Annotated in this window: 22 protein-coding genes; 11 read left to right on the top strand and 11 right to left on the bottom strand. The window is 40.2% G+C overall.

Annotated elements, in window-relative coordinates; all coding sequences use genetic code 11:
• Positions 1-50 precede the first annotated feature (50 nt).
• The 6 genes from G457_RS0106105 to G457_RS0106130 all read left to right on the top strand — a co-directional run bounded on the left by G457_RS0106105 (position 51) and on the right by G457_RS0106130 (position 7,160).
• Positions 51-1,367: a DNA cytosine methyltransferase gene (locus tag G457_RS0106105; protein ID WP_026945682.1), complete on the top strand. Its 1,317-nt coding sequence runs from the start codon at positions 51-53 to the stop codon at positions 1,365-1,367.
• Entirely contained in the window at positions 1,364-2,899 is a 1,536-nt protein-coding gene (locus G457_RS0106110; protein WP_026945683.1) for an ATP-binding protein, read from the top strand. Before G457_RS0106105 ends, G457_RS0106110 begins: the two co-directional genes overlap by 4 nt.
• 7 nt (positions 2,900-2,906) lie before the next feature.
• Complete coding sequence (locus tag G457_RS0106115; protein ID WP_026945684.1) at positions 2,907-5,138, top strand: Z1 domain-containing protein; 2,232 nt, start codon at positions 2,907-2,909, stop codon at positions 5,136-5,138.
• Positions 5,135-6,118, top strand: a complete 984-nt coding sequence (locus G457_RS0106120) for a PD-(D/E)XK motif protein (RefSeq protein WP_026945685.1) — start codon at positions 5,135-5,137, stop codon at positions 6,116-6,118. The genes G457_RS0106115 and G457_RS0106120 overlap by 4 nt, the downstream gene beginning before the upstream one ends.
• A gap of 2 nt (positions 6,119-6,120) precedes the next feature.
• Positions 6,121-6,345, top strand: coding sequence for a hypothetical protein (locus G457_RS0106125; RefSeq protein WP_026945686.1), 225 nt, complete (start codon positions 6,121-6,123; stop codon positions 6,343-6,345).
• Between the two features lie 104 nt (positions 6,346-6,449).
• Positions 6,450-7,160 carry a YiiX/YebB-like N1pC/P60 family cysteine hydrolase gene (locus tag G457_RS0106130; protein WP_155847091.1) on the top strand — a complete coding sequence of 237 codons (711 nt, stop codon included), beginning with the start codon at positions 6,450-6,452 and terminating at the stop codon, positions 7,158-7,160.
• Between the two features lie 181 nt (positions 7,161-7,341).
• Here the strand turns inward: G457_RS0106130 and G457_RS0106135 are convergent, their stop codons facing one another.
• The 3 genes from G457_RS0106135 to G457_RS22960 all read right to left on the bottom strand — a co-directional run bounded on the left by G457_RS0106135 (position 7,342) and on the right by G457_RS22960 (position 8,899).
• Positions 7,342-8,415, bottom strand: a complete 1,074-nt coding sequence (locus tag G457_RS0106135; protein ID WP_026945688.1) for a fatty acid desaturase family protein — start codon at positions 8,413-8,415, stop codon at positions 7,342-7,344.
• 69 nt (positions 8,416-8,484) lie between these two features.
• Complete coding sequence (locus G457_RS0106140; RefSeq protein ID WP_026945689.1) at positions 8,485-8,670, bottom strand: hypothetical protein; 186 nt, start codon at positions 8,668-8,670, stop codon at positions 8,485-8,487.
• A 55-nt stretch (positions 8,671-8,725) separates the two neighbouring features.
• On the bottom strand, positions 8,726-8,899 hold the full coding sequence (locus tag G457_RS22960) for a hypothetical protein (RefSeq protein ID WP_169719743.1): 174 nt from the start codon (positions 8,897-8,899) through the stop codon (positions 8,726-8,728).
• Positions 8,900-9,494: 595 nt separating this feature from the next.
• On the opposite strand from G457_RS22960, the gene G457_RS0106155 reads away from it, so the two are divergent.
• The gene (locus G457_RS0106155) at positions 9,495-9,875 is read left to right on the top strand and encodes a hypothetical protein (protein ID WP_026945690.1); all 381 of its coding nucleotides are present in this window, start codon (positions 9,495-9,497) and stop codon (positions 9,873-9,875) included.
• 132 nt (positions 9,876-10,007) lie between these two features.
• On the opposite strand, the gene G457_RS21110 is transcribed toward G457_RS0106155, so the two are convergent.
• A complete protein-coding gene (locus G457_RS21110) occupies positions 10,008-11,060 on the bottom strand; it encodes an alpha/beta fold hydrolase (protein ID WP_051260725.1) in 1,053 nt (350 codons plus the stop codon).
• A 337-nt stretch (positions 11,061-11,397) separates the two neighbouring features.
• On the opposite strand from G457_RS21110, the gene G457_RS0106165 reads away from it, so the two are divergent.
• The 3 genes from G457_RS0106165 to G457_RS0106175 all read left to right on the top strand — a co-directional run bounded on the left by G457_RS0106165 (position 11,398) and on the right by G457_RS0106175 (position 14,453).
• The gene (locus G457_RS0106165) at positions 11,398-11,994 is read left to right on the top strand and encodes a DUF4136 domain-containing protein (protein ID WP_026945691.1); all 597 of its coding nucleotides are present in this window, start codon (positions 11,398-11,400) and stop codon (positions 11,992-11,994) included.
• A gap of 263 nt (positions 11,995-12,257) precedes the next feature.
• The gene (locus G457_RS0106170; RefSeq protein ID WP_026945692.1) at positions 12,258-13,433 is read left to right on the top strand and encodes a hypothetical protein; all 1,176 of its coding nucleotides are present in this window, start codon (positions 12,258-12,260) and stop codon (positions 13,431-13,433) included.
• A 408-nt stretch (positions 13,434-13,841) separates the two neighbouring features.
• Positions 13,842-14,453 (top strand): hypothetical protein, encoded by a 612-nt coding sequence (locus G457_RS0106175; protein ID WP_155847092.1) that lies wholly within the window; start codon positions 13,842-13,844, stop codon positions 14,451-14,453.
• Between the two features lie 243 nt (positions 14,454-14,696).
• Here the strand turns inward: G457_RS0106175 and G457_RS0106180 are convergent, their stop codons facing one another.
• The 3 genes from G457_RS0106180 to G457_RS0106190 all read right to left on the bottom strand — a co-directional run bounded on the left by G457_RS0106180 (position 14,697) and on the right by G457_RS0106190 (position 17,538).
• Positions 14,697-15,908, bottom strand: a complete 1,212-nt coding sequence (locus G457_RS0106180; protein WP_026945694.1) for a hypothetical protein — start codon at positions 15,906-15,908, stop codon at positions 14,697-14,699.
• Positions 15,909-16,375: 467 nt separating this feature from the next.
• Complete coding sequence (locus tag G457_RS0106185; protein WP_026945695.1) at positions 16,376-16,960, bottom strand: hypothetical protein; 585 nt, start codon at positions 16,958-16,960, stop codon at positions 16,376-16,378.
• Between the two features lie 122 nt (positions 16,961-17,082).
• Complete coding sequence (locus tag G457_RS0106190; RefSeq protein ID WP_026945696.1) at positions 17,083-17,538, bottom strand: GNAT family N-acetyltransferase; 456 nt, start codon at positions 17,536-17,538, stop codon at positions 17,083-17,085.
• Between the two features lie 239 nt (positions 17,539-17,777).
• Between G457_RS0106190 and G457_RS0106195 the strand changes: the two genes are divergently transcribed.
• On the top strand, positions 17,778-19,133 hold the full coding sequence (locus G457_RS0106195) for a metal-dependent hydrolase family protein (protein ID WP_035483325.1): 1,356 nt from the start codon (positions 17,778-17,780) through the stop codon (positions 19,131-19,133).
• A gap of 79 nt (positions 19,134-19,212) precedes the next feature.
• Here G457_RS0106195 and G457_RS21115 read toward each other — a convergent pair whose 3' ends face one another.
• The 4 genes from G457_RS21115 to G457_RS0106215 all read right to left on the bottom strand — a co-directional run bounded on the left by G457_RS21115 (position 19,213) and on the right by G457_RS0106215 (position 24,929).
• Entirely contained in the window at positions 19,213-19,716 is a 504-nt protein-coding gene (locus G457_RS21115) for a CIA30 family protein (RefSeq protein WP_248602825.1), read from the bottom strand.
• A 234-nt stretch (positions 19,717-19,950) separates the two neighbouring features.
• On the bottom strand, positions 19,951-20,211 hold the full coding sequence (locus G457_RS0106205) for a hypothetical protein (protein WP_026945698.1): 261 nt from the start codon (positions 20,209-20,211) through the stop codon (positions 19,951-19,953).
• Positions 20,212-20,242: 31 nt separating this feature from the next.
• Positions 20,243-21,685, bottom strand: coding sequence for a TolC family protein (locus tag G457_RS0106210; RefSeq protein ID WP_026945699.1), 1,443 nt, complete (start codon positions 21,683-21,685; stop codon positions 20,243-20,245).
• Positions 21,678-24,929, bottom strand: a complete 3,252-nt coding sequence (locus G457_RS0106215; protein WP_026945700.1) for an efflux RND transporter permease subunit — start codon at positions 24,927-24,929, stop codon at positions 21,678-21,680. The genes G457_RS0106210 and G457_RS0106215 overlap by 8 nt, the downstream gene beginning before the upstream one ends.
• Positions 24,930-24,945 lie beyond the last annotated feature (16 nt).

Raw genomic sequence — 24,945 nt, forward strand, 5'->3', positions numbered from 1 at the left:
TTTAAGATTGTTTTATTTAAGGGAAAGTTAAACCATAGTTATAATATTAGATGAGATTTGTAGATCTTTTTGCAGGCCTTGGAGGCTTTCATCAGGCAATGGAAAAGTTAGGGCATCATTGTGTTTTCGCCAGTGAGAAAAATGAAACTCTAGCAAACTTGTATTTGAAAAATTTTGGAATAAACCCACACAGGGACATTACTAAAGCAATAAAGTCTGATATTCCTGATCATGATATTCTTTGTGCTGGGTTTCCTTGTCAACCATTTTCCAAAGCAGGGAATCAAGAAGGTTTCAATGATTTGAAAAATGGAACTTTATTCGATCATATTGTTGAAATTCTGGAATTGAAAAAACCAAGATATTTTATTCTTGAAAACGTACGAAATCTTCAAAATCATAATAATGGAGAAACTTGGGAACATATAAAATTTGAACTTCAAGAGGAGCTTGGTTATGAAATAAGAGAAAAAATCATATCACCTCACCATATCGGAATTCCACAACATAGGGAGAGGTTTTTTATTGTTGGATCAAAAGTGGGACTTGATCACTTTAGTTGGCCAGAAGTAAATAATGACCAAATTTCAATCTTTGAATATCTGGATGAATCCCCATCAAAAGTTATGAAATTAGAACCTGAAAAGGTTTTTGTATTAGACTTATGGCAAGAGTTTTTAGATAGGTTACCAAAAGATGTAAAACTTCCAAGTTGGCCAATTTGGAGTATGGAGTTTGGTGCAACATATCCCTTTGAGAAAGAAACTCCTTTTGCATCATCAACAAGAAAAATAGGTAACACTAAAGGAAATTTTGGAATTTCCTTAAAAGGAATGTCTAGAGAAGAAAAGTTTGCAAACCTTCCAAGCTATGCTAGAACTGAAGAATTGGAGTTTCCAAAATGGAAAAAACATTATATAAGAAGCAATAGAGCTTTCTATGAGACGTACAAGCCATTTATTGATCCGGTTGTAGAAAAAATTAAGGAGTTGAAAGTATCAAGTTGGCAAAAATTGGAATGGAATGTACAAGGAGGGGAAAGAATTGTTAGAAACTATATTATACAATTTAGAGGATCAGGGGTAAGGCTCAAAAGAACCGACTTTTTCCCTTCTCTTGTAACAGTAAGTACACAAATACCTATACTTGGATGGGAGGAAAGGTATATAACAGCAAGAGAAGGTGCAAGAATCCAATCAATGAATGGAATAGAATTACCAGAAAGGATTGGCACCTGCTTTTCTGCTTTAGGGAATGCAGTAAATGTTGAAATAGTAAAGAAAATAGGTGAAAAACTTTTAAATGGTCCTTCAAATGGATCCCAAGAATCAAATGAATTTTTAAGAAAAGAATCAGTTGGCACATGAATCAAAATTCTAGAGTAAATATACGTCCACAGGTTACCATGCTATCTGTTCTTAAGCACATAGAATATGAGACTTGGTTTGCATTGGCAGAGTTCATAGACAATGCAATTGATAGCTATCTAAAAAACATTAAGGTGTTAAAGAGTATTGAAGGAGAGAATTTTGTACTTGATGTAAAAGTTGAAATTAACGAACCAGAAAACAGAATTACAATAAGAGATAATGCAGGTGGAATAGGCGCAGCTGATTATCCAAGAGCATTCCGAGCCGCGGAAGTTCCTCCTGATAATTCAGGATTATCAGAATTTGGAATGGGGATGAAATCCGCAGCTTGTTGGTTTGCTGATAATTGGTGTGTTACATCAACTGCATTAGGAGAAACCCAATTGAAGAAAGTTTCCTTCGATATGAAGAAAATCTTCGAGGATAAATTGGAGGAGTTAGATGTAGAGGTCAACACTTGTGAGAAGAATCATCATTTTACTATCGTAGAATTATTTAATGTAAATCGGATGCCTAGAAGAAAAGGCGTGGGAAAAGTTAAAAACCACCTAAGAAGTATTTATAGAGAATTTCTACGCAAAAAAATTTTAAAGTTAACCGTGAATGGTGAAGAGTTATATTTTAATGATCCAAAAATTCTTAGAGTTCCTCAATACAATAATCTAGATGGTGAACCAATACTTTGGCGAAAAGAAATTGATTTTGAAGTTGAAAAAGGATTAAGTGTTCGCGGTTTTGTAGCAATTAGAGAAAAAGCCTCAACTTCTGAAGCAGGATTTGCATTATTCAGACGAGGAAGAGTTATCGAAGGCAGTTTTGACAATGGCTTTAGACCAGATTTTATTTTTGGTGCTCCGAACAGCTATCGTTTTCAACGAGTTTTTGGTGAACTTCATTTAGAAGGGTTTAATGTGAATTTCACGAAGAAAGGTATTCAATGGGACGAGAACCTTGATATTTTCCTAAGACTCTTAAAAGACGATATCAGTTCCACAGATTTTCCTCTGCTTCAGCAAGCCGAGCAATATCGAGTTAGGGCAACAGAAAAAGAATACAAATCAGCTTCTAAAGCATTAAATGGAACTGTTGACGATTTTCAAAAAAAAGCTCCTCAAGCAGTTGCAGATATCATTAATTCTTCTTCAGTTGCTGAGCCTGAACCACGAAGTGAGCTAATCAAAACAGAAAAAACTCTTCATAGAGATTTCGACCTTAGATTTAATAAAATAGATTGGAAAGTATCCATTGAACTTTCGTATGACCCGTCTCTAACAGAATTAATGGAGGTAGGTGATAGATTCATAAAAGATGGCTTGTTCGAAGATGATGTCAGAAAAATAGGTATCAGGCTTTCATTGACTCACCCATTTATGATTGAATTTGCAGGTACTGATAACAACAAAATTGAACCCATTTTGAGAATAATTGCTGCTTTAGGTCTATCTGAAATCATTGCAAAAGACAGCTATAAAAATCAAGGAGAAGTCAGAAGAAATTTTAATGAACTAATATCCAATCTCTCAAAATAAATTGGAAATGAGTGAAATAATAGAAGTACAAAACCAAAATGAAGATTGGCAACCATTTGTTGGTGATGAAACAACAGAACTACTCCGAAGTAAGGGCTTTACCAATCCTGATGGAAGCCTAAATAAAAGTGGTGATAGAATTCTCGATGAAACATATAGGATTATGCAAGTTTGCGGAAGTCCTAATGTAGAAACCCACAATGAAACAGGTATTGTAATCGGTTATGTACAAAGTGGCAAAACTCTGTCATTTACAACACTTACTGCTCTTGCAAGAGATAATAACTACCAAATTGTAATTGTAATTGCAGGGGTTTCTACGAACCTTGTTAATCAGTCTACTCAAAGATTAGAAGTCGACTTACGACTAAATACTCGGTTTGATAGAAAATGGACATTACTCCAAAACCCTAACAGCAATCAAGAAGTTGAAACAATTGAAACAACACTTGCCCAATGGGCTGACCCAACTTTCCCAATAGAAAGGTGTAGAACATTGCTGATAACGGTGATGAAGAACACATCTCATTTGAATAACTTGGTTAATATTCTTGCGGGGCAAAACCTTACAGGAGTGGCAACTTTGATAATTGATGATGAAGGAGACCAAGCAAGTCTAAACACTAGAGCAAGATGGGCAGCACGACAAAATATTGATATAGAAAGTTTAACTGAAAATCAAGTTTCTACTATTTACCGAAGAATAAACGCACTTCGCAATGTTTTCCCACATCACACATTTTTACAATACACCGCTACTCCACAAGCAAATCTATTCATAAATATAATGGATAGACTTTCTCCTAATTTCATAAAACTATTGACTCCAGGACCTGATTACACAGGAGGAATTGATTTTTTCAGAAATAATCCAAACCTTATTTTAGAGATACCACCAAATGAAATTCCTACTCCAACAAATCCGCTTTTTGAAATTCCAGAGAGTTTGAAAAGTGCTTTACGCATTTTCTTTTTGGGAGTGGTTGCAGGAGAAATGCAAAATAATCAAAGGAACAGGACAATGCTTGTCCATCCTTCAAGATTGCAAGGAGACCATAACGAATTTACAAATTGGATAAGAAATACTTGTAATAGTTGGCAGAGGTTACTTTCAGGTAATGATGATGAAGACAGAAGAGAACTAATTGACGAGTTTAGAACTTCATATAATCAATTACAAATGACTGTTTCTGATTTGCCTAGTTTTGAAACGCTGACAGGAAACGATTTGATTCACGCTCTGCGATACACCCAAATTGTTGAAGTCAATTCTAGAAATGGAGTAACACCGCAAATTCCTTGGAATGATTTCTACTCTTGGATTTTAGTGGGCGGACAATCAATGGATAGAGGCTTTACGGTTGAAGGTTTGACCGTAACTTATATGCCGAGAAATATTGGTACAGGAAACGTTGATACAATTCAACAGAGAGCAAGGTTTTTTGGATATAAAAGAGGTTACTTAGGCTATTGTAGAGTATTCTTAGACCAAGTAACTATTGATGCCTACAATTTTATCGTAGAGCACGAAGAAGATGTAAGAAATAGACTTTTAGAATTCCATTTGAATGATAGACATCTAAATGATTTAGACAGAGTGGCAGTGCTTAATCAAATGTTAAACCTAACTAGACGAAACATCATCTACGACGATTTAGATAGAGATACATTTGGCAATGATTGGTTTAGAATTAACGCACCACACGACACAGATGAACTGATTGAAGCCAATAGAAATGCCCTTTTAACTTTCCTAGAATCAAGAGCTGAATTGTTTAACCAAGATGAGGGACATCCAAATAGAACTGAAGAACAAAAACATTTAGTTGCAAGAATTACGATTCAAGAATGTTTGGAGCATTTGCTTAACTATCTTCGTTATACAAGAGAAAGCGATTCTGCAACATACTCAAGCCTCAGAGGAATTTTAAAAGGATATATTGAGGAACATTCAGACGAAGAATGTTTGGTTTACTTGATGAGTACAAATTCCTATGATAATTGGACACCAAGAACTCGTAGATTAAATCGAAATGATGAAATACAACAGCTATTTCAAGGTCGTAACCCGAGAACAGGAGAAGTAATTTACCCTGGTGATTCAGAAATTAAGGATGAAAATCTTTTGACAATTCAAATTCACCTATTGAATTTAAGAGATACCGATTTTGAAAACGTGCCAACCCTAGCAATTTGGATTCCTGATCATATGGGAGCTGATTTAATAAGGCAAGTATGAATTTAATTGACCTATACGATTCTCTGAACTTGCCTGAAAATGACAGCAAGGTTTTCAATGCAATTCCAATCCCGGAATACCCAAATTTTCGAGTGGCAATTGACTTTGAAGGGAATACCGTTTTATTGCTTTCTGTATCTAAGAGAATTAAGGATTTAAGCCTAAAGAATTTTCGCCTCAAATATTTGCAACTTGAACAAAACCTTGAATGTAAAATTTATGAGAATGATTCCTTCAAATTTCAGACATTTACTGTTATTACATTCCGTTGCAGCGACAGAAACTTGCAAGAATATTTTCTTAAAATATCTGAATCTCTCATAAAAACAGTTGGTCAAAATCCAACTCAACAACAAGTAATTGATTCGCTCAAAAGGTTTGTTGAAGTATTTAAAACCTTGACAGATTCTCCAACAAATACAGTAAACGGTCTTTGGGCTGAGTTATTTTTAATTGAAAACTCAACCAATCCAAAAAAACTCATAAATTATTGGCATAACATACCAGAGGAGAAATTTGATTTTAATGCAGGAACAGAAAGAATTGAAGTTAAGAGCAGTTCGAACTTTGAGAGAAAACATATTTTCTCAGCAGAACAGTTAAACCCTCCGTCTGACACACAAGTTTTAATTGCTTCGGTTTTTTTAAAGCAACACAATTCAGGGAATAGCATTCAGTATTTAATTGACAGAATTTCTGAGAAGACTGATTATGACTTTGATACAGTTGAAAAGCTAAACAAAATTGTTTTTAGAACTCTTGGAAGTTCTTTGGAACATTCCATTGGCGTAAAATTCGATTATGACATTGCTCAACAGTCTTTACGTTTTTACAGACATCAGGACATTGATAAAATAGAGGAAATTCATATTCCAAACAATGTTTCAGAAGTGAAATATAAATCTGATTTAACTTATTCTACTGAAATAGAAATTCAAAAAGTGAAAAATAAAGATTCGATATTATTTAATTATTTATAAACATGGCATTATTAGGAGAAATATTGATTGAGAAAACTGATAAGATTAGTCTACGACCAGGTTCTGTTATCGGAGATGTAATTATTGAGAAAGAGTATTTACAATTAAGAACCTATGCAATGGGAGATAATAATCGTGAAAGAGGATCCAAACAAAATATCCAGTTCTCCAAGGAAAAAGCTAAAGAATTCAAAGAAATTCTGGAAAAATTTCTCGATTTACAATAGGCTTTGGGTTAAATATTATCTGGGAGGTTTTTATCAATCAGGAAAAAGCAATTCGGTTTTCATTTCAGAGAAATTTGCAATTCCTAATAGTCCATCCGTAAAGAATGCATTCCCCACCAATCCCCTACCTTCACCCCAATAACCCCAAGATTATGCCCGCTTTTCGATTGCTAGTTTCCTTTTGCCTGTGTCTTTTATTGCTCTTTCCCAGGACAGGGAATTCGCAGGAATGCTTGGATTATCGGAATCTCTGCATTCAGACTGGGGATCTGATCTTTGTGGGGGCTAAGACAGAGCAACTATCCGGGGCGATCAATCGGGTGACCCAACGGGATTCTAATGTATCCTTTGACCATGTGGGAATGTTGGAGATTGTCGGCTCGCAGGTCTATATCCTGCACGCCAGTACGGAGAAGGGCTCTGTATCGGAGCCTCTCGACAGCTTGGTCGCCCGTACTGAAGTGAATGATAAGAAACTGGTCATTTATCGACTCCAAACAGAGCTTCAAGCGGCTATTCCCCAAGCCATCACCACAGCCAAATCTCTCCTGGGCAAGCCCTATAATTGGTCCTATGTCCTCAATGACTCCAGCTTGTATTGTTCAGACTTGGTGGAGCGCGCCTTTCGACATGCGGAGGTATTTTCCTTGGAGCCTATGACTTTTATCAATCCGGAAAGCGGAGAAACCGATGCCTATTGGCTGGAATTCTATGAAAAGCTAGGTATAGCCGTACCAGAAGGCAAACTCGGTTGTAATCCCAACGGACTAGCAGCCAATGAAAATCTACGGCTAGTTGGGGAATTGAGCCGGTAGACCCAAATATACGCGTGGGAAAAATTTCCTTTTCCCAATTTTAGATTCTTCTCCAAGTCCAGCAGTGATGCTTACACCTACTGCCCTAGGATCTTTAGTCTCAGCTTAGGTGGAATAAACTAGCTCGAAGAGACTCCTATAATTAAGATTCCCTTCGAGCCAATTCATAGACGACTTGTGCCTATGCCCTTCCCAATTGCCGAAGCATCTTGACATGATTACCCAGTGCTGAAAAGAAGGTCGGGTTTACCAAATATGGAATCTGGAATTCCTGTGCTGTTTTTGCTACGATCTTGGAAATCTTTCGGTAGTGCACATGACTGATATGGGGAAACAAATGATGCTCAACCTGAAAATTGAGTCCGCCAATCAACCAGGAGAAAATCCGGCTTTTAGGTGCATAATTACTCGTAGTGGCCAATTGGTGATTGACCCATGCATCAGTGATAATGCCCTTTTCATCCGGCTTGGGAAAAGTGGTATCCTCCAGAATATGTGCTGTTTGAAATATCAAACTGATTAAAAGACCGGTGACAAAATGCATTGATAGAAAGGCCAGTACAATAATCCAGGCTGGTAAAGACACCATAATCAGAGGCAAAACCAGCGCATAGGAATAATAAAATACCTTCCACGCGGATATTTTCAGCAGTACCTTTTTAAAATCACCTTTCAAAAGCCCCATTTTCCTGTATCGGATCGCCCGTACAAAATCCTTGGTGGTAATCCAGGAAATCGTAGACAAGCCGTAGAAAAACCAAATATAGAAGTGCTGGAAGCGATGGATCCAATAGCGCTTGGCATTGGGAGAAAAGCGCAGAAAAAACGGTGCATTGATATCATCATCGCCTTGATCGATATTTGTATAGGTATGGTGTAGCACATTGTGTTGAACTTTCCATACACGCGCATTGGCACCGATCAGGTTCATCGTGTAGCCTAGGTATTTATTGACCTTAGGGTTTTTGGAATAAGAACCATGAATCGCATCATGCATCACGCCCATTCCAATCCCTGCCATTCCCAGACCACTTAAAATATACAAGACAAAAAGAAGCCAGACACTTTGGACCAAGCCAGACCCTAAAAAGCCAATCGGAATGAAGAATAACGATAGCATAAATATGGTTTTGATGACCATCGGCCGTCCCCCATATTTTTTAGTATTATTGGATTTAAAGTATTCATTTACTCTCCTGTGGAGTGTTTTTGAGAAATCAGTATTCTCTGATTTTTGGAATTTGATATGTTTCATTAGGATTTTGGTTTAAACTCATCCAACCCTATCCTAGTGAAGCATAGCTGTTTTCAAAGTTTTATATTGTTAATAAGTTTGCAATTCGGCAAACAAGGAATCGAGTTCACCTCGGGATTTTTTTAGTTTCAAAGAGAGCCTTTCCATCATACGTTCGCGATCACCTTCCTGATATTCAAAGTCGATGTCCAATAGATTTGAAAACCTTCTTTTCAGCATCACTTTTTGCTCACGCCAACTTCTTGTAATATTCATAAGAGATTTGTTTAGTGTTACTTCGGGTAAATTTTATAAAAACCCCAAGGGGATTTCAATAAATTATTTCACGTTCAAATAGCGCCAATTCCTTTTTTTGAGGGTCATCCACGAAGGCACAGTAATAGATATTGGCATAGAACTTTCGCACCTTCAACTTCACATTTGGAGCGACTTTGGTGAAAACGGTTTGACCGATTTTGAAATGCTGATCTTCGGAAATACTCATATTTAAATTTGGTTTATCATAGAACAACGAGTCCTAATACCTATACAACAACCAAAGTCTTATTTTAATTCATATTACATTGAATTTCAATATTTTAAATTTTTGTAATGTAAGTATCACATTAAAAATTGTATTGTGAGATCTTAAATCCAAAATAAGGAATAGTTCTCCTACACCATGTTGCAAGGGTATAAGGAGCATATCCGCAATAGCAGACAAAATCAAACGATTTACTGGATTTAAGGCAATCATCTTCCCATACTTACGGAATAGTGCAGCTAGTGATTGGGAGATTTTCTTCCGTTTTGAACACTTACAGACAAGTCCTGAACAAGCTATTTCAGATATTTAAACTATGAATTTTCTTTCTATTTGTTTGGAATACTATTTTGAAATTTCCAGGAATAAGAAAAATTATTTTGAAAAAGAAATTTTTTCAAAATTTTAGTGCTAGATTTCTATGAAATCAACCCAAATCACTATGAAAAGAATCAATTTTGGATTAATCGTATTATTCGCAGGCCTATCAATTTGAGCTTGTAAGCCAAAGTACAACGCAGAACTTCATCAGCAAATCGCTGAAGAGCACAGTGCCATGGAAGCCGAACATCAAAGTTTGGAAGAAGCCCATGCCAGTTTCGAAGACGATCACGAAAAATGGGTAGAAATGCACAATTCCCTATCAGAGTCAGATGGCTCCAATCATGAAATGCTCGAGGCAAGGCATCTACAACTAATTGAGAAACATCAACAATTGGTTGCTCAGCATGAAGAAATGATCAAAAAACATGCAGCGCTTGAAACGAAGCACGAATCAGGAGAAATGTCAGATGAGGAAGTCCTAGCCGAACATGAATCAATGAAGAAAGAGCATGAAAAGATGAAAGCTGAACATGATTCGATGAGGACCGAGCATGAATCCATGCAAAAGGAACATGAGCAAATGATGACTGAACATTCTGCCTCTGATTCCTAAAGGGCAAATTCTCCTTTATTTTGTTTTTAGGCGAGGTATAGTGCTTCGCCTTTCGTTATGTACATTGGGTTTTCGTCATGCCTCAACACTTTTTTTTGCTTTGTCAACAATTGAATTTATCCCAGGAGATAGCTATTGATTACCGATTAGATTGACCAAGGTCACTAAAAATCTCCCCTGTTCTTCCAAAAAAGGCACATGTCCGCTGTTTTCAAAGGTGAACATTTCCTTTTGTGGGGCGCTGAGTTGCTGGAAATAATCGGCTGCACCCTGATAGGGCGTATGCAGATCATGCCTTCCCATCATGAAAAAGATTGGAATCTCGAAATCTAAAGGGAACTCCCCTCCTCCGCCCTGAGCCAGCATTTTGCGGGAAATCCAGGGACTGCTTATGTCCAAGCTTGAGATTTCTTCCGCTGTGTAGAGGGGCGATAGTTCGGGCAGTTGGAAGAGCAAATCAAAATTTTCTTTCCCATACCAACCCCCATTGAAGTAGCGAGCCCATTTTCTAACTGTCAAAATTTTCCGAATGGGATTACCTCCTTCCGGATTGGGATAAGGGGCTATAGCTTCTAATTCTTGTAGCGCCTCTTCATTTCCTGCTTCGGAAGCCAGTTGCAGCAATCGTTGATAAATAACCAATTCAGGGTTGCCGGGAGCCATCTGCCCCACACCAATATAGGCATGAAGCTTCTGAGGGATGCGTGCAGCCATTCGGATCCCCATTCCTGCACCATAGGAATACCCCATCAGGAATATTTTATCCTGATTTAATCTGGCACGCAGAGAATCCACTAGCAGGTAGGCATCCTGAATCAGCCCTCGGAAGTTGATGCGGTCCACCCGACTACTATCCCCTTCCAGCCAGTTTTTACCCGCTAGTTGCTGATCCCAATTGACGACGGTGAAATAATCCTCCCAGGGGGTCTGATAGGCCCAACTAATAGGCATCAGTGGACTCGCTGGACCTCCATGCAAGACGAGTAATACCGGGTTGGAGCGATCTTTCCCCCGGATACTTACCCATTGTTTGGTTCCGTTGAGCTCGATCTGCTCTAGCAGTTCTATGCCTTCAGGGGTATGGATGGTCTGCAAATCCCGCAAAATTTCAATTGACTTGTCTGATTGCTGAGCAAATAACGAATGACCCAAGAGCCAAAGGAATAGTAAGAGTATCCTGCGCATGCGAAGCTGATTTATTTATTCAGTTTTTTTGAAAGAAATAAAAGAAGAAAAAAGCAGCTAATTTTCCAATTCATTTTTTTCATCTTGGTAGATAAATCTCAGAATATATAATCAGAACATATTCTATATCTATATTGAAATAAGTTTTTTTAAAAAAAATTAAATTTTGAATAAACACTTTTTACCACACAATCGATGGATGATGTGTGTATATTAAAATACTATTTTTATATATTGTAGTAATTAAAATTATATTTAATCACAGATATACAAGAATGTAACATATAATAATAAGACCCGTTATAATAAGTAGATAACCACAAAAACCTTATTTATTATGAGCTATTTAAAAAACAACTATTTATACAAAACATTATTCAGTTTGGCAATGCTAATATTCTTTGCTACCCCTTACACAGTTGCGCAAAAAACGTACACAGATGTAAGGGAAAGCAAGGGTTTGTCCGACTATCAATCTTACGATTGGGTATTTAACAAGGATATTATTCCTGAAGACTACATTTTAGTAGATGGAGATATGACCTTGATTTACAACAACAAAACTTCAAATTCGCACGTCAAAGAGGCGATTGACACCCAAATGGACGCGAGAGGCTTCGTACACAATGAAGAGAATCCAGATATGTTGGTGAATTTTCAGATTTTGGAAAAACCCACTGAATTGAGAACCTATACCATGACAAATGGTCAAGACTATTTAGGATTTGGACCAAGATCTGTAAGTACTAGAATGGTACCTGTAAAAGCAGGAACAGTAATAGTAAATTTCATTGATGCCCAAACGGGTAACCAAGTATGGCAAGGATTTGCTTCAGGAGCGTTTGAAGCAGCTGATATGAAAAATATTAGTAATCTGGAAGCAAAAGTAATTTCCATCTTTAATGACTGGAATTTTGACCCATTCGGTGAATAGTATTGATAAGCAATTTACCGATTGAAGGCGATGTGCAAAACATCGCCTTTTTTTATATCCCATGAAATAGTCCGAATTGACATCTTTATTACTTTGGAATATAGAAGTCTCCCAAGTATTTCTGTAGTCCTATTTACCTGAAAATAATCATATATTTTAATCAATAAATCAGCTAATCGGATAATTTTTCTATATTGAATCGCATTCAAAATGCATCAATGAAATAAAGCCACTTTTTACCCACCCACTTCTCAAAAAAGACCATGACCAGATTTACGATTGTTTTAGTTTTGATCTGCATTATTTCCGCCTGCAGGTCGCATGAGAATTTATTGACGGATGCGAAGACCTATTCCAACTTTCGGGGATTTATTCCGATCGATCCCATTGAATACCATGATGAGATCTTGCTTTCCAAAGACGGTGACCTCTACACCAAGGACATCAAACTGATGAATAGCGATGAGATTTTCCAGTTTTTGAATAATGAAACTGTATTGGTCAGTATTGGCCAGGTGAATGCAGAAGGTGGAATATCCTATTTACCTGTGACAGTTTCTACCAAAAACTCCAGCTACAAGGTGACCATGGACTACATGAAATTTGCCACCTTGGCTGAGGTTCGTTCGGATGGATCCTTTATAGGTTTCCGACGGGTTGGCGTTGGGCTCCGACTCATCACCCTTCTGACCGCCAATGAATCAGGGATAAATATCGGAGACCTATCTTCCATTGGATTGGCTGCAAAGCAAGGCACGATCAAAGGAACCATGATGATCGAAGTAGTCGGCATCAAATCCCAGGAGGTGACCACCCTTCTTCCTTTACCTTCTGAGATCAATCAAACCACCATTCAAAATGCCATGCAGGCTTTGGCGACTATCAAATCAAAAATCTATGACGAAGATACCGAGCTTTTCCCTCAGGTGATGGCCATCAAGCCGGATAGTACTTCCAGAAAAAGAAAGCCAATAGCTCAGATCCCTGACTCCAGACCAACAAATCCAGAGACAGGGCCTGAGCGGTTCCCGAATTCTGGAACCGATAGTCTATTGACGACTACACCTCCCATTACCTCCGATCCAGCACCTGAGGATATCCGCAATGACTATGAAAATGATATCCTTTTACAAATTGGCGGAAGCAAAACCACCGTCTCCAAGTACCAAAAAGCCAAAAATCTTGAGAGAACCGCTTTTGAATATCTTTTTGATCGAAGAATAGATCAGGTGATCGAAACCCTGAATGAAGCTGAAAGAGCCTATCCGGGCTTTCATAGTGTCTACGATATCAATAGGCTCCTCAAAGCGGAACGGGAGGTATTGAAGGATCCAAACTCCCCAAAATGGAAAGAGGTCTATGCAAGAATTTTGAAGGATTATCCCTGGAAGCTATCTGATGAGATTATTGAGCGCTTGGAAAATGAAGTAGATTCATAATCTCCGATTAGCCCGCCGGAGTAAGTGTCTTCACTCATGTTTAAACAAACCATAATCCACCTCCAGCGTGAGTGTCTCCACTCACGTTTTAACTTTTACACTCTTTAGCCTGCCCACCTACCGGAGGGCAGGCCCGCCTCCCGGAGGGAAGGCTTCGCTTCACTCGCAGTAACGGCTATTATCTGATTCAAGTCTCCTAACCTGTCTGACGAAGGCAGGACTTGGACCTAAAATAATGCAGTCTCCAGACTGCAAAATAATTTAAATTATACCCTATGCCTTCCTAGCTTGAGACTGCTTCTCCCGATTCTCGGGATCGCAGTGACGGCCAATGCCAACATGATTACCTTAATTTACGTTTTTGAGATTACTTCAACGGTGTTAAGTTTGAAAAAGAGGACAAATACGATGAAAACACAACTTTTTATACTCAGTTTTTTGATGATGGCTGCTACTACCTTTGCCCAGCAAAAGGAAGACAAAGGTTTTTCGCTTACGGCCGGGGTAGTTTACAATAAGTCCAATATGGAATTCAACACCATGACCGGAGTTGGATTGTTTTTTGAACCTCGATTGATATTAAATGAACGATTTGTGCTTGGGTATCGATTTGAACCAATGGCTTTAGCTTATGGGGTGGCAGTTTATCCGGGTGGTTGCACAGAGGAGCATCCACTCTTTCCGGGTACGCCCTCCTGCCGAGAAGGAGCTAATTATGTCTTAAACAATTACCTTTTTGGTGACTACCGAATTGGAAAGGCAAAATATGGCCCAAAAGGAGGATTAAGGCAATTTTACACTGGGCTCAGCTTGAATTTGTATACCCATAATCGATATATCATTACTTCTCGTGAACCTGGAAACTGGACGGATACCCAAAGATGGGTTAGCAATCTAGGTCCCGGTCTACGGTTTGGAGCTTATTTGGGTAGGATACAAATCAATTTATCCTACAACCTTACAGAAGAAGATTTTCAACCTTTTTTGGGAACTAGCATTGGCTATCAAATACTTCGGTAGAGCAGGTAAAGATTATTGATTTCTTAACTTTTTCACTTTTAAGACTGCCTGCCCTCCGGGAGGAGGGCCTCTCCCGATTCTCGGGATCGCATTCACGGTAAAACCAGTATTTCTCCGAACGAAGTGAGGTGTATATCAGGAGGCGAAGCCTACTATATTTCGCCGAAGGTATATTTCTTTTCATACCGCCGACCTGAGTGTCCTCACTCAAGCTCTATCCAATAGAAGGCTAATTACTTCCAATCAAAAAGTATCCACTACTACTCGAGCCAAGGCGATTTTCATTTCAGGGCCCTCCATCTCCGTCCAGGCAAAATAGATCCAATCCCCAAATCGTTCCATCTGAGGAAAACCACTTCTCCGACTGGGATCCATGACTGCTATTTCATAAGCCGGAAAAAGATTGCCAGACTGATTCACTTTTTGCACCATCAGGTAAGTCGCATCTTCTTTCATTTCCATCCAAGAGATCAGACCCTCCTCCTCATTGAGCAAAGTCACATCTACTCTTCCCAAGGCATCACCGGTACTGATGCTTTGAGCTTGGGAAAAGTCAGCACCGCTATTGCTAGAAAAGGCCACCTTCACAGCCGAGGATTGATCTGCATCGGTAAACCAAGCAGCGAGTACATTTTCACCCTCTGCGTCTACTCTAGGACCATTTACAGGGCAACCCGTGATAGTCCAGCCATCAGGATGGATGATACTGGGCTCCGTCCATTTGCCATGGACCAAGCGGGTAATGGCGATATCCCGAATCTCCCGGTCAGATCTGTTTCGGTATAAAATAATTGGCCCCTGAGCGGTCATAGTAGCGGTAGTCTGACAGCAATCGCAGGTACGTGCATCTAATAATTCATCCCAGATCACTTTTCCCTCAATATTCACTTCAGCTACTCGTAGACTCATCGCTCCGGAATGGGCAGAATGATCATGTCCTCCGGCAGAAGTTTGCCGGCCATCTAGCCAAGTCACCAAATAGCTGCTATCCGAATAGGCTATGGAACTTACAAACCCATGCTCTGTCAAGGTACTATCCTTGTGCAAGGCTAGATTATTTTTCCAAGTGCCTCCTGATTTTGGTCGTACCTGCATTTGAATATCATAGGAAAAAGTAGCTGGAGATGACTTTTTTAAAATATGCGCGAGGAAATTTCCCTGATTTTCAACTATTGCAGGATAATCTGCCCAGTTGACAAACCAATCCTCGCCTCTCGTGATGAGCTCCGGAGAGGAAAAAGCTTCGTCTTTGAATTCGGAAACATAGAGTGCATAGGTAGAATCAGAATCTGGAGACACAAATGAAAGCAAGAGACGGTCTTCAGAAGCCGAAAGGACAGGTAAGGAAGCCATAGCTGGTCCCGGAAACTCAATTTTCTCTGGTTGCCAAAGCTTTTCTTCTCCTAGTTGGCAACTGCCAAACAAAAGCAGCAATAGGTAGGCATAATTCTTCATATCGCTAATTAAGTAGAAAGCAGCTTTACAGACTAGGCCAATTGCAAAAGAAGTGAGGTATATCTTTCTGCAGGCCTATTTCATCGAGCGAAGCAAGATATATTTCCATTGTATTTCGTGAAGCCTATTTCAACGACCAAAGCTCAAATCATCTTTTGAGGCGAAGCCGAACCTATCTTGCTAAACTAAGTGAAGCATTTCTTGTCATAGGCATATTTCATTGAGCACCCTATTTCCCCGAAAGGCGTATTTATTTTTTGGCTTTTACACTTTTAAGACTGCCTGCCATCCGGGAGGCGGGCCTCTCCCAATTCTCGGGATCGCATTCACGGTAAAACCAGTATCTCACCGAACGAAGTGAGGTATATCTCAGGAGGCGAAGCTGACTATATTTCGCCAAAGGCGTGTTTCTTTTCACTAATGCCGACATGAGTACCTTCACCTACAATTAAATAAAAAATTGCAAATCACTTCATCTGCTCGATTTCCTTGATATTGTTGGAAATGGGTGAAATGCTGATTGACTTTTGATCCTTTTGAATATGAAAAATAAAAGTGCTCGTATTTCCCAATTTCCTGACCTCTTTCTTTTCCCCATTCAAGAAGTGTAGCGTGACATCGTGCTTGATTTTATTCTCTCCAATATTGGATCTTTCTTTCATTCCTTTTCCCAAACCGTAGCCCACAAAGGCGAATAAAACCATCACGGACATGACTATTCCATAGGCTGCATAAACAGTCACACCTTTAGATTCAGAATCAGACCTATTGGAGCTTTTCTTGCCTTTTACAATCATTAGGTAGTAAAAAACCGAACCAACCACGATTAATAAGATTAGAAGAATGGGTTTATCCGTCAGAATAGCAATCGGTCCAAGCAATACATCCAATATACTGGCATAGCTTAAAAAATTGATTCCAATCAATCCGTAATAAAGCGACTCAGCCAAAATCCCCAAAATCAAAATATAGAGGTAGCCTAGCGGTAAAATCTCGGATAGACTAAGTGAAGATTCGGGAGACTCTTTTCTTGAGGAAAAAGGAATTAACATGGTTTTTTTAATTTAAGTCACATCGGAAAATACATCCTGAAGATCAAAAATGAAAATCTTGAATTTGCCATCCTGTATAGAAAGTCTCTAGAAGAGATCAAAAGGCTTGTCACATTTGGATTTCACCTCGCAAACTGGTAAACCATCTCGATATGCTCAATCCCATCCTCATCGTAGACATCTCCCTCCTCCCAGAAGCCTAAGGATTGATAAAATTTCAAGGCGTAAGTCTGCGCACCAAGCCGGATGGGAACTGAACCAAAAAGATTAAAACAGGCTTCAATTGCTTCATCCATCACTTTTCGACCTAGGCCTTTCCCTCTATGAGCCGGAGCAGAAACCACCCGACCGATTGCAACCTCTTTGTAGAAGAGACCAGCAGGCACGATCCGACAATAGGCCAGCAATTCGTTTTCATAATAAATACTGAGGTGATGGCATTTTTGGTCCTTATCATCCAAATCCAAAAAAACACAGTTTTGCTCCACTACGAATACTTCACTTCTGAGTCGAAGGATTTGATAGAGTTCTTCATTGCTGAGTTGGGAAAAGGTTCGTAGCCGGGTTTCAAGATTCATTATTCTAGCTTTAGTTTGGGTTTTGATCTGCAAACCAACGAATATAAATCAAATCTCCCTCGGATAAATCCAATTCTCTCCAAACGGAGAATTTTGAAGTCTATAAAAGTCAATTAAAAACCAGGAAAACAAGAAAAGAACCTATGCTTTCTGCTAATTTTAACTGAAAACTCATAAAAAAATATAATGCCTCAAGTACTCTGTACTTTTTTCCATTCTATAATTTGTCCTTTTTACCTATGTACCCTTCACAATCATTGATCATAAAACTCAGTTCTTTTATCCTTTTCAGCACCCTTTGGGCTGTTTCCTTTGCTACTTGGTCACAGGATCATTCCAGCATTGTATTTCAAAATGTTCGTGTTTTTGATTCAAAGAATATGATTCTTTCCGAGCCACAAAATGTACTGGTAGTGAAGAATACCATCGCGCAGATAGATAAAGCTTGGACAAAAGAGATGCGAAGTGCCCCGATCAAAATCAAAGGAAAAGGGAAAACCTTGATTCCTGGATTGATTGACGTGCATGTGCATTTGGTTTTTGGATCCTTGAGTATGGTAGAAATGATGTCGCCTGGATTGAATCAAGAGCTTATCCTAGAAAAATCCGGAAAGGGTGCGGAAGAAATGCTGCTTCGGGGTTTTACCAGTGTTCGGGATGTAGGAGGCCCTATTTTCCCTCTCAAAAGAGCCATTGATCAAGGAAAAATACAAGGTCCGCGAGTTTGGCCGTCAGGAGCCGTCATCAGTCAAACGGCTGGACATGGGGATTTTCGAACTCCTGACGAGCGATCCCGAAAGTTTTTCGGTCAGCCCTCCCGAGCCGAGTTATTTGGTGCAACCTTTATCGCGGATGGAAAGCCGGAGGTTTTGACCGCTGTTCGAGAAAACCTGCGATTTGGGGCCAGTCAGATCAAACTAATGGCTGGAGGAGGTACTTCCTCCGCTTATGACCCCATCGATGTCACTCAATACACCCTGGAAGAAATGGAAGCAGCTGTAGAGGCGGCTGAAGATTGGGGAACTTACGTGACCGTTCATGCCTACACGGACCGCGCGGTACAAAAAGCCATCAAAGCCGGTGTCAAATGTGTAGAACATGGTCAGATGGTTTCGGAAGAAACGCTGAAATTGATGGCAGAGAAGGGAATTTGGCTGAGTTTACAGAACTTAATGGATGATAGCCCAAACATGGACCCTGCTCGAAGGGAAAAAAGAAAACCGGTTTTAGAGGGGCAGAAAAAAGTATGGCCTTTGGCAAAAGAGTTAGGAGTTCAAATCGCTTGGGGAACAGACTTCCTATTCGAGCCTGAGCTTAACAAGGAGCAGAATGCTTACATTCTCAAGCTTCTGGAGTGGTTTTCACCTTCGGAAATCCTGAAAATGATTACTTATGATAACGCACGTCTTTTATCATTATCAGGTAATCGCAGTCCTTACAAAGGTCAACTGGGTGTAGTAAGTCAAGGTGCTTTGGCAGATTTGATTCTAGTGGATGGGAATCCACTGGAAGACATCAGTCTTTTGGCACAACCTGAGGAGAAATTTTTGGTGATTATGAAAGATGGAAAACTTGTTAAGAATAAAATGGACTAGCAAACCCTAAACCCTGCATTTTGTCATCATTCAAGATATTTGAGAGAAAAATATGGAAACTTGAAGCTCGGGAAAGCAATCAATAAAACTTCAAATAATCGATCCAAAGCTCAAAACTTCCCTCCTGCTTATCTGCAAGGATAAAGCCAATACGCTTAATCCCAGCCAGTTCCTTAGGATCAATTCCCTCAGCCATTGTATTTCCCATTCGGCTGATTTCCAAATCTCTCAGGGGAATTTTCAAGGTTTGCCAATCCTCACTTTTTTCCCCAAATTTCTTCCGGTACTTAGGCAGATAAAAAGGTGTTTCTTTTTCGATGAGCAGTTCAAATTTGCGGTCTGTATCAGATTTGTATCGAATTTCGCAAAAGGAATATTCAGATAAATCATAATTACCCATAGGTCCTCGAAGCGAGACAAAGCCACCGTTGTTTTTGAGTGAAACTGTTCCGGAAAACAAGACCGCATCATCGTTCAATTGAGCTTTGGATTCGGAGAGGCCACCCATGACTCCATCGTTTATGATTGACCAGCGTCCAAAATCCTTTCCTTCACCAAAATCGAATACTAGGGGGTCGTTCATTTTTTGAGGGTAAAGAAATAAATAGATAAATCCAAGGATAGCCGCTTTCCACATACCATAGAAATAGGATTATAGCTGGAAATGTTTACCTGCCCTTACGGTTTTGGGGCTTTGAATTCAAAAAAGAAACCATTTAATCAAAGACTAAATGGTTTCGAAATTAGATCTATCTTTTTACCGTATTTTCAAATTGGATAAGCCTGAATCCAATTACCCTTTCGAGATATTCATGGATCATGGAATTGCCGGTCCCTTGGGAAGGGCATGACATCCGATCTCGAATACTTTCTCTTCAATAAGCGAAATAGGAACAAGGGTATTTACAAAGACGGAAATCTCCACTGGATAGGTCTCTGCGTGAATTTCAACGCGATCAATTTGCTCCAAATTTGTCAATGCATCCTTGATTTTTGTGAGATCTTCTTGGCTATTAGTATTGACCAAGAAAGTTTTCCCTAGATCCCCTGGTAAGATGTTTTCTGAGAGTAAATTCATGATTTTGTTCTTTTTAGCCTTGAATAATATACTAATTAATTTGCCATCCTCCACCTAAAGCTCTGTATAACTCCACCTTTGCTTGAAGCTGACTTAGCTTGATTTCCACAAGCTCCATCTCGGCATCCAAAGCCTCTTCCTGTGTAAGGAGAACCTCTACATAATCTGCTTTCGCAAATTGAAACAAGCTGTTTGCAACCTCGACAGACTGCCTTAGCACCTCTACCTCACGGGATTTGGTGTCAAAGCTATTGGTGTAATTCTCCAACTTGGCCATTTGATTGATTACATCGGTATAAGCGTTCAAGATAGTCTGTTCATAGGCAAAGACCGATTGAATTTGCTGAGCCGAGGCCATGTTGAATTGAGCTTGAATTGCCTTTCGATTGATCAAGGGAGCCATTAGGTCTCCTGCGGCATTGAAGATCAAGGATTCAGGATTGAAGAGGTAGGCAGGGTTAAATGCTTGATAGCCAATTCCAGCCCGAAGATCCAACTGAGGATAGAAGTTTGCTTTAGCCGATTTCACATCCAACTTGGCCGCTGCGATCTCCAGTTCAGCCTGTCGAATATCTGGTCGGTTTTCCAACAATTGACTAGGAATTCCAGCCTGTAGGCTATCCAGCTTTATTTGCATCATGTTTTTAGAATGCCGCGGAATTGCCGTAGGATAAGCGCCAGTTAAGAAATAAAGACGGTTTTCAGTCTCCACCATTCGCTGACGAATCGCATATTGCTGGTTTCTGGTATTGAGTAATTGCGCTTCAAACCGATTGACAGCCAACTGATTTGCTTTTGCATACTCTTTCAATTGCCTGGCCTTTTCCAGAGCATCCTCTTGAATAGCCAAGTTTTGATTGATGATATCAAGCAGATTATCCAGAGCCATCAATTCATAATATGAGGTGGCTATTTCTCCTATCAGTTGGGTCTGCAGGAAGTTTTTACCCTCTGTTTTAGCTAGATATCGCAGTTGTGCGGCATCCTTTGCATTGCGGAGCTTTCTCCAGATATCCACTTCCCAGGAGGCCGAAGCTCCCAAAAAGAAATCTCCAAGAGGTTCAGGAAATTCCTTCCCTTCTTTGATCTCCAAGTTGTGTTCAACAGCACCATCACGAGTAAACCTTCCCGGTTTTTCAGCACCTGTTCCTACACCTAAGTTTACAAAAGGTTGATACTCCCCTTTCTTTTCCAACACCTCATTCTTGCCGATTTCAATTTCCTGCAAGACGATATTGAGCTCTTGATTGTGAAGCAAGGCTGTATCAATCAATGCGATCAAATAGGGATCTTCGAAGTAAGATTTCCAATCTACAGCTGCCACATTGCTTGTATCCCCCTGGGCTGAAATAAACTCCTCAGGGAGCTTTGTATTTGCTTCCCTGAAATTGACTTGGGCAGATTTACATCCCCAAGCCCCAAGTAAGATCAAGAAGATGACCTTTTTCCAAAGACTATATTTATTCCTATTCATTGTTTTTGTTTTTTCGGTTTGCGGCTTTTAGCAAGACATTGAGTTTTGCTATTTTTTTCAATAGAGACGCACTGGCTTGACCTTCTTCCACGTAGGCTTCGGATAGCGAAGAATGGGCCTCATCCTGAATGAGGTTTTTACCCTCAATCATTTTACCGAAGGTGAAATAGAGGCCAGGAATGATCAAAACACCGATCATGGTACCTAAAAACATCCCTCCCATGGCGGAAGAACCTATCGTTTTGTTCCCGACAGCTCCTGCTCCATGTGCAATTACCAAAGGAATCAATCCGGCGATGAAGGCAAAGGAAGTCATCAAAATCGGACGGAAACGCATTTTGGCTCCTTCGATAGCAGCATCCAATACGCTGGCTCCTTCCCTGTGCCGCTGAACCCCAAACTCAACAATCAACACGGCATTTTTCCCCAGCAAACCAATCAGCATAATCATACCAATCTGTGCATAGACATCATTGGCTAAGCCCATGAGTTTGAGCATCAGAAATGATCCAAATATCCCGATAGGCAAGGAAAGTAAGACTGCAAAAGGCAAGACAAAACTTTCGTATTGTGCGGCTAATACCAGGTAGACAAAGAGTAGTACCACGGCAAAGATGTACACCGCTTCATTTCCTCTTCGGGACTCATCAAAGGACAAATCTTCCCAGGCAATGTCATATCCTTTTGGTAAGGTTTGGGCGGCTACTTCACGAATTGCCTGAATGGCATCCCCCGTCGTAAACCCTTCGGCAGGTAATCCTCGAATTGCTGCAGAATTAAACAGGTTATAGCGCGTAATCTCGTTCGGACCTTGAGTCTTGTTTACCTTCATAAAAGAAGAGTACGGCACCATTTCACCTTCCTCATTCTTGACAAACAAATCCTCTAAATCCGATGGATAGCGGCGAAATTCCGGAGCTGCTTGGGTGTAAACTTTAAAAAACCGACCAAATCGGATAAACCCTTGCTCATAGGTACTACCGATCAGAATATTTAGGTTTTCCATAGCTTTACCAATGGTCACCCCTTTCTGCATAGCAGCCTGATTATCAATTTCCAAGTGATATTGCGGGTAATTGGCCGCAAAGAAGGTAAACAAGCCTTTCAACTCAGGTCGCTTTCGCAAAGCAGCCAAAAACTCTTGGTTGATCTTATCAAACTCCTCGTAGTCTGTTTCTCCACCTGTTTTATCGAGCATTCGAAGTGAAAACCCACCCGAAGAACCGAATCCCGGAACAGCCGGTGGCTCAAAGTATTCGACTACAGCTCCCAGGTCCTTGGTTTCCTCTTCCAATTCTTCCATGATTTCATGAACGGAATGTTCCCGCTCTGACCAGGGCTTAAGGTTGATCAAGCAAGTACCTGCATTTGATCCCCTACCCTCTGTCATGATTTCATATCCGGCAAGAGAAGTAACAGACTCGATTCCTTCTACCTCTTCAGCAATTTTCTGAAGCTCCTGAGCTACTTTATTGGTAAGTTCCAAAGTGGAGCCAGGAGGTGTCTGAATGATGGCATAAATAGTACCCTGATCTTCATTTGGCACAAAGCCTGAAGGAAGGATATCATTGGTATAAATGATTCCCGCAACAAAAAGCCCAAGAATCCCAAAGGTGACTAGCCTTCTGGCAACCATCACATTAAGTACCCTGATATAGTGACCAGTCAGCCTTTCAAAAAGCCGGTTGAATCCATCAATAAAGCGATCAAACAAGGATTTTTTACGCTTTCCATGATGATTTCTCAGAATCATAGCACAGAGAACCGGAGTCAAAGTCAAGGCTACAATTCCAGAGATAATAATGGAACTCGCCATGGTAATGGAGAACTGTCGGTAGAAAACCCCAACCGGTCCACCCATAAAGGCAATCGGAACAAAAACCGATGTCATCACTAGGGTGATCGCGATGATCGCACCACTTAATTCTCCCAAAGCTTTTTGTGTTGCTTTGTATGGAGTGAGTTTTGGATCTTCTTCCATTTTGGCATGCACCGCCTCGACGACCACGATGGCATCATCGACTACCACCCCGATGGCCAAAACCAAGGCAAAAAGGGTGATGAGGTTGATGGATAAGCCAAAGAGTTGAAGCACAAAAAAGGCCCCAATCAAGGATACCGGTACGGCTATGATCGGGATCAGCGTAGATCGCCAATCTCCTAAAAACAAGAATACTACCAATGCCACCAAAATAAAGGCATCCCGAATGGTATGAACCACCTGCTCGATAGATGCATCCAAGAATTTGGAGACATCGTAGCTATACTCGTAGTGAACACCTTGAGGGAAGTCCACTTCCAGTTCCTTCAATTTCTCTTTTACCTGGGCAATCACATCACTACCGTTACTATCGGGAGTTTGCTTCAAGACAATGGAAGAGGAAGGACGGCCATCCAAGTTGGAGTAAATATCAAAAAACTCACTTCCCAGTTCGACCTCGGCGATATCTTTTAATTTAATTAGTTCTCCTTCCTCATTGCTTCGTATGATGATGTTTTCGTATTGCTCAGGCTCGTTGAATCTACCCGAATAGGTCAGCACATACTCCACTGACTGAGCTAATTTCCCGGAGCTTTGACCTAGACGACCCGGACGGGCGATGACACTTTGCTCATCCATTGCTTCCAGGACCTCTTCAGCGGAGATTTTATAGGCTCGCATACGGTCCAATTTTAACCATACACGCATCGCGTATTTACGAGAACCTAGAATCTGTGCCTGCGCGATACCGTCTATCCGCTGTAATTCTGGAATAATTCGGGTATAGGCATAATTATAAAGGAACTTCTCATCGATATCAGCTCCCTCTTCCCCATAGATATCTACATACAAGAGCATACTGGGTTGGACTGGGGTGATGATTACACCTTCCCGCTGCACCAAAGGAGGCAGGTTTGGCATGACTTGATCCACCCGTGTTTTTACCCGGACTACTGCTTGATTGGGATCTGTACCAGGTTCGAAAACAACCCGAATAGTACCCTCCCCTGCACTCGTTGCATCAGAAGCGATGTATCGCATTCCCTGAACACCATTAATGGATGTTTCTAGCGGAATCAAGGTTGATTTGGTCAATACATCCGCACTGGAGCCCGGATAGGCCACAAAGATGTTGACAGTCGTTGGTGCGATCTCAGGGAACTGAGATATAGGCAGCTGGGTAATGGCAAGTAATCCCACAAAAACAATCATAAAGGAGATTACAATAGCCAATACAGGCCTTCTTAAAATATCTTTAAACATTTCTTTCGGAATTTAA

The sequence above is a fragment of the Algoriphagus marincola DSM 16067 genome (assembly GCF_000429405.1).
Taxonomy (GTDB): Bacteria; Bacteroidota; Bacteroidia; order Cytophagales; family Cyclobacteriaceae; genus Algoriphagus; species Algoriphagus marincola.